The 4746-nt window shown below is 41.7% G+C and carries 3 protein-coding genes; all 3 read left to right on the plus strand.

Annotation, left to right across the window (positions count from 1 at the left end; all coding sequences use genetic code 11):
* A partial coding sequence (locus VF500_RS01330) for an outer membrane beta-barrel family protein (RefSeq protein WP_330857943.1) occupies positions 1-1414 on the plus strand: 1414 nt, incomplete at its 5' end.
* Positions 1415-1529: 115 nt separating this feature from the next.
* Positions 1530-4016 carry a TonB-dependent receptor domain-containing protein gene (locus tag VF500_RS01335; protein ID WP_330857944.1) on the plus strand — a complete coding sequence of 829 codons (2487 nt, stop codon included), beginning with the start codon at positions 1530-1532 and terminating at the stop codon, positions 4014-4016.
* Positions 4017-4126: 110 nt separating this feature from the next.
* Entirely contained in the window at positions 4127-4477 is a 351-nt protein-coding gene (locus tag VF500_RS01340) for a Spx/MgsR family RNA polymerase-binding regulatory protein (RefSeq protein WP_330857945.1), read from the plus strand.
* Positions 4478-4746: the final 269 nt, after the last annotated feature.

Raw genomic sequence — 4746 nt, forward strand, 5'->3', positions numbered from 1 at the left:
TTCGCAAAATTACCAGGTTACCACCCAACGTGATAGTGCCGACGCTGTTACACAATTTTATAGGCTATTTAACAACGGCGTAGGTGAATTTAAAGGATCGGATGTGGGGCTGAATTACCAGTTAGGTTTTAAAAAAAACAAGGAGCAGTTGCGTACTGTATCCTATAAATACAATTATAATAACAACCTTCAAACCAGCGAAGCCACGAAAGGCAATGACTTTAGCGGCGAAGGCGTCCCTAAAGATTACAGGCAATACAATAACTCGGGTTCAAAGCAGCATGCTTTTCAGTTAGATTATATCCAGCCGTCCAAAATCCTGACAGTTGAAGCCGGTGGTAAAGTAACCCTGCGTAATAATTACAGCCAGTTTAATACCGATGTAAAGAGCGATGTGGATAACGAATACCATGCCGATACTGCACAGGTGAACAATTTTACTTACAAGCAAAACATTTATGGCGTGTACAATTCCTACTCGGTTAAGCTAACCAAATGGGCTTTTAAAGGTGGTATGCGCCTGGAACATACTACTGTTGATGCCAACTTTGCCATAGGGAAACCGGTTGTTAACCAGGACTATGATAATTTTGTGCCCTCGGTATCGGTACAACGGAGCCTGAAAAGTAGCAGCCTTACGCTTGGCTTTACCCAACGTATCCAGCGTCCGGGTATTTATCAGCTTAACCCTTATACCGATAATTCCAACCCTCAATACCGTAATGTAGGTAACCCTAACCTGAAAGCGGCTGTTACCAATAACTTTGAGCTGGGATACAGCAATTTTGCCAAAGGCTCTATCAACCTGAGCACCAATTACTCATTTGCTAATAATACGGTACAAAACCTGGCCAGTGTTGATTCGGGTGTTACTACAACAACCTATGCCAACGTGGGTTCGAACAAAAACTGGGGCTTTGATTTGAATGTGAATTATCCTATCACATCCAAGCTGAATGTAAATATAAATGCCGAGTTGCTATTTGTTTGGTTGAAAGGTTATTATAATGGGTCGCTTTTTAGTAACAGTGGTAACCAGGGACACATTTTTACATTCACCACGTACAAGTTTAACGGGGGCTATCGTGCTGGCTTAAACATTGGTTATGACAGCCGTTATGTATTGCTGCAGGGAAAGGATAATTATTTCTTCTTTAGCTCTATCAGCGGCAGCAAAACCATGTTTAAAGAAAAATTGAGCCTATCCCTAAACGTTAACAATCCGTTCAAAAAATTCAACAAGCTCGATTTTTATACCAAAGGCGATGGCTTTGAAACTTACACCGCCAATAACAACTTTTATCGCACCATTAACGTGAGCCTGAGCTACAAATTTGGCAGGCTTAACAGTAGCATAAAGAAAAATCAACGTGGCATTAATAATGATGATACCAGCAGCGGAAGCCGCAATTAATAACCTGAGTAACTAATCCGTTACCCGGTGCTGGCAAACGTTAAAAAGTGTTAAACGCATACTCTTTGCTGTCACACCCGGGTATCTTAAACGTCTTATGATCAAAATCGCAATTATGAAACAATTTTTACTAACAGTGATCTGCTGTTTTGTCACGGGTATGGCTATGGCCCAGGCTGCAGCACCGGTTCCTGTGCAAAATATAACTGTTAAGGGCACCGTGATCGATTCTGCAACCAACAAACCATTGGGGTATGGTACTGTTGCATTGCAGGATGCGGCTACTAAAACTCCTGTAAAAAGCACCCTCGCCAAAGACGATGGCAGCTTTGAGCTGAAAGCTCCCGAAGGTAAAACTTATCAATTGGTGGTAGCTTCTGTCGGGTATGCAACCAAAGTACTCCCTGTAAAAATGACTGGTAAAACGTTTGATGCCGGGCGCATCCTGGTGGCAGCATCAAACAATCAATTGAACGAAGTAACCATTACGGCTGTAAAACCGGTAATGAAACAGGAGGTTGACCGCCTCAGCTACGATGTTACTGCCGATCCTGAAAGTAAGGCCATTTCTGCATTGGATATGATGCGTAAAGTGCCGCTTTTAGCTGTAGATGGTGATGACAATATTAAGCTGAAAGGCAGTGGCAAATATAAGATCCTTGTTAATGGTAAAGAATCGGCGCTGATGGCTAAAAACCCATCAGATGTATTGAAAGCTATGCCTGCTACTAACATCGAAAAGATTGAAGTGATCACCACGCCGCCTGCAAAATATGATGCGGAGGGTTTGGCCGGTATCATCAACATCATCACCAAGAAAAATGCCGACCAGGGTTATAATGGCAGCGTCAATTTACGCTATAACAGCGTTTGGGGGCCCGGTTATAATATTAACGCCACAGCCAAGCAAGGAAAGTTTGGTATCTCGGGCTATGCGGGTTTTGGTAACCAGAGACATAATACCAATACTTTCACAACTACACAAACCCAGTTTGAGCCGGGTACCAGAACGGTACGGTCGACCATATTACAGGATGGTACCAATACTTTTGGTGGTAAATACCGTTATGCTAACGCGGAAATGAGCTATGAGATAGATACCCTGAACCTGCTTACTGGTTCATTCGAGTTTTTCCATGGCGAATTTGACCAGGACGGTTCACAACGATCAGCCCAGACAAACGCCGCTGGTGACCTTACCCAGGGTTATAATCTGCAAAGTAATGGCTATAATCATGACCAGGGACTTGATGCATCTATCAATTATCAGTTAGGTTTTAAGGGGCATAAGGATGAATTGCTTACTTTATCGTACAAATACAGCTACGGGCCGAGCAAGAATTTTACTGACAACCAGTTTTCGGATAGGGTTAATTATTACAACGCCATTCAGCCCGATTTCAGGCAGTATAATAACGCCGGTAACCGTGAGCATACTTTTCAGTTAGACTATGCTTATCCATTAAAAAAGATCAGTATTGAGGCTGGTGGTAAAGTGATCCTCCGTAACAATTTTAGCGATTACAGGCGCGAGGACAAAGATTCAACCAGTTCGGTATATAATGTAAATGCAGGTCAAACCGGCGAATTTGATTATCACCAGGATGTGTACAGTGCCTATAACTCGTACCAGTTAAAGTTTGAAAAATGGACGGGCAAAGCAGGTTTGCGTTTAGAGCATACCCAGGTTAATGCCGAATTTACGGGTGTGCCGCTTGATAAAAACTATAATAATTTTATCCCGTCGGTATCTATCCAGCGGTCGATGAAAAGCAGCAGCATTAGCCTGGGCTTTACCCAGCGCATTCAAAGGCCGGGCATTTACCAGTTAAACCCTTTTATTGATAAATCGAACCCTAAATTCATTAACACAGGTAACCCCGATCTGAAACCTGAATTGAACAACACTTTTGAATTGAACTATAGCAACTTTTCAAAAGGATCGATCAACGTGGGGTTGAGCTATGCATTCTCCAACAATGCTATTCAAAACGTAACCAGTTTAATTCAAAACAATATGGGCGATCATATTGATACGGTTACTTTTACCACTTATCAAAATTTGGGCAGCAACCGTTCGCTGGGATTAAACATTAATACTAATTATTCAATCACTAAAAAATTTACGGTTAACCTCAATGGCCAAATTTCGCATATATGGCTAAAAGGGACTTATAACGGTCAGTTTTATAAAAACGATGGTTATACCGGCAATGCTTTCGCCAATATCGGTTATAAGTTTGATGGTGGCTATCGTGTTGGCCTGGATGCCGGTTTCTTTAGCGGCGATGTTACCTTGCAGGGTAAATCAAGCAATTTTATTTATAACTCCTATGTGGTTTCAAAAGAGTTGTTGAATAAAAAGATGACCATATCGTTAGTAGCTAATAACCCGTACAGCAAGTACCGCACTTTCCGGTCGACAACACATACAGTTGACTTTGATCAGGAGTCGTTATACCATAACCGCTACAGGCATTTCGCCATCAGGCTAAACTATAAGTTTGGCAAACTGAATGGCGATATCAAAAAGAACCAGCGCGGTATTAATAACGATGATACCAAAGGGGGCGGCAAAAGTAATGGCGGAGGCAATGGTTAATTGTTAAATGATATTTTTTTCGATATGTTATCCGAAGTCTTCTGACTTTGGATGCCTATGCCTGTAGTTTGCAACTACAGGCATATTGGTTTAATCAGTAAATTTACCACATGAAAGTTTACGGAATAACCAATTGCAATACAGTAAAAAAAGCCCTCGACTGGCTTAAAGAAAATAAAGTGGATTACGATTTCCAGGATTTTAAAAAGCTGGGTGTAAGCACCGAAAAGCTACAGGAATGGGATACCAAAGCAGGCTACGAAAAATTCATGAACAAACAAGGCCTTACCTGGAAGCAGCTTGATCCTGCAGTTAAAGAAAGCATCAAAACCAATACCGATGCGCTGCAATTGTTACAGCAAAAAACCAGTATGATCAAACGACCGGTTATTGAGGATAATGGTTTCCTTTTCTTCGGCTTTGATGAAAAGGTTTACGCTGATCATTTTTTAGGGAAGTAGGGATTTAGAAATACAATATGTCATTGCGAGGTACGAAGCAATCGCATGCTATACAGAGCGGCCATACCTCCGTGCGATTGCTTCGTACCTCGCAATGACATGATTTTTTTAAAAGCTTCCTCTCAATCCCCCATTCAAATCTCCCCGCCGTTGTTGGTGTTGTCACCAACAACTCAACGCCATGCACTATCGCTTTGTGAACAATCAGTGAGGAAGTTGTTGATGACAACGGTGGCAAACAGCAAGTTGTAAATTTCATTAACTATCTT

This window comes from Mucilaginibacter sp., assembly GCF_036383575.1.
Classification (GTDB): Bacteria; Bacteroidota; Bacteroidia; order Sphingobacteriales; family Sphingobacteriaceae; genus Mucilaginibacter.

What these genes read in the sequence shown, in the direction of transcription:
- VF500_RS01340 (WP_330857945.1), top strand. Translation starts at nt 4,127, where the DNA reads ATGAAAGTTTACGGAATAACCAATTGCAATACAGTAAAAAAAGCCCTC.
- VF500_RS01335 (WP_330857944.1), top strand. Translation starts at nt 1,530, where the DNA reads ATGAAACAATTTTTACTAACAGTGATCTGCTGTTTTGTCACGGGTATG.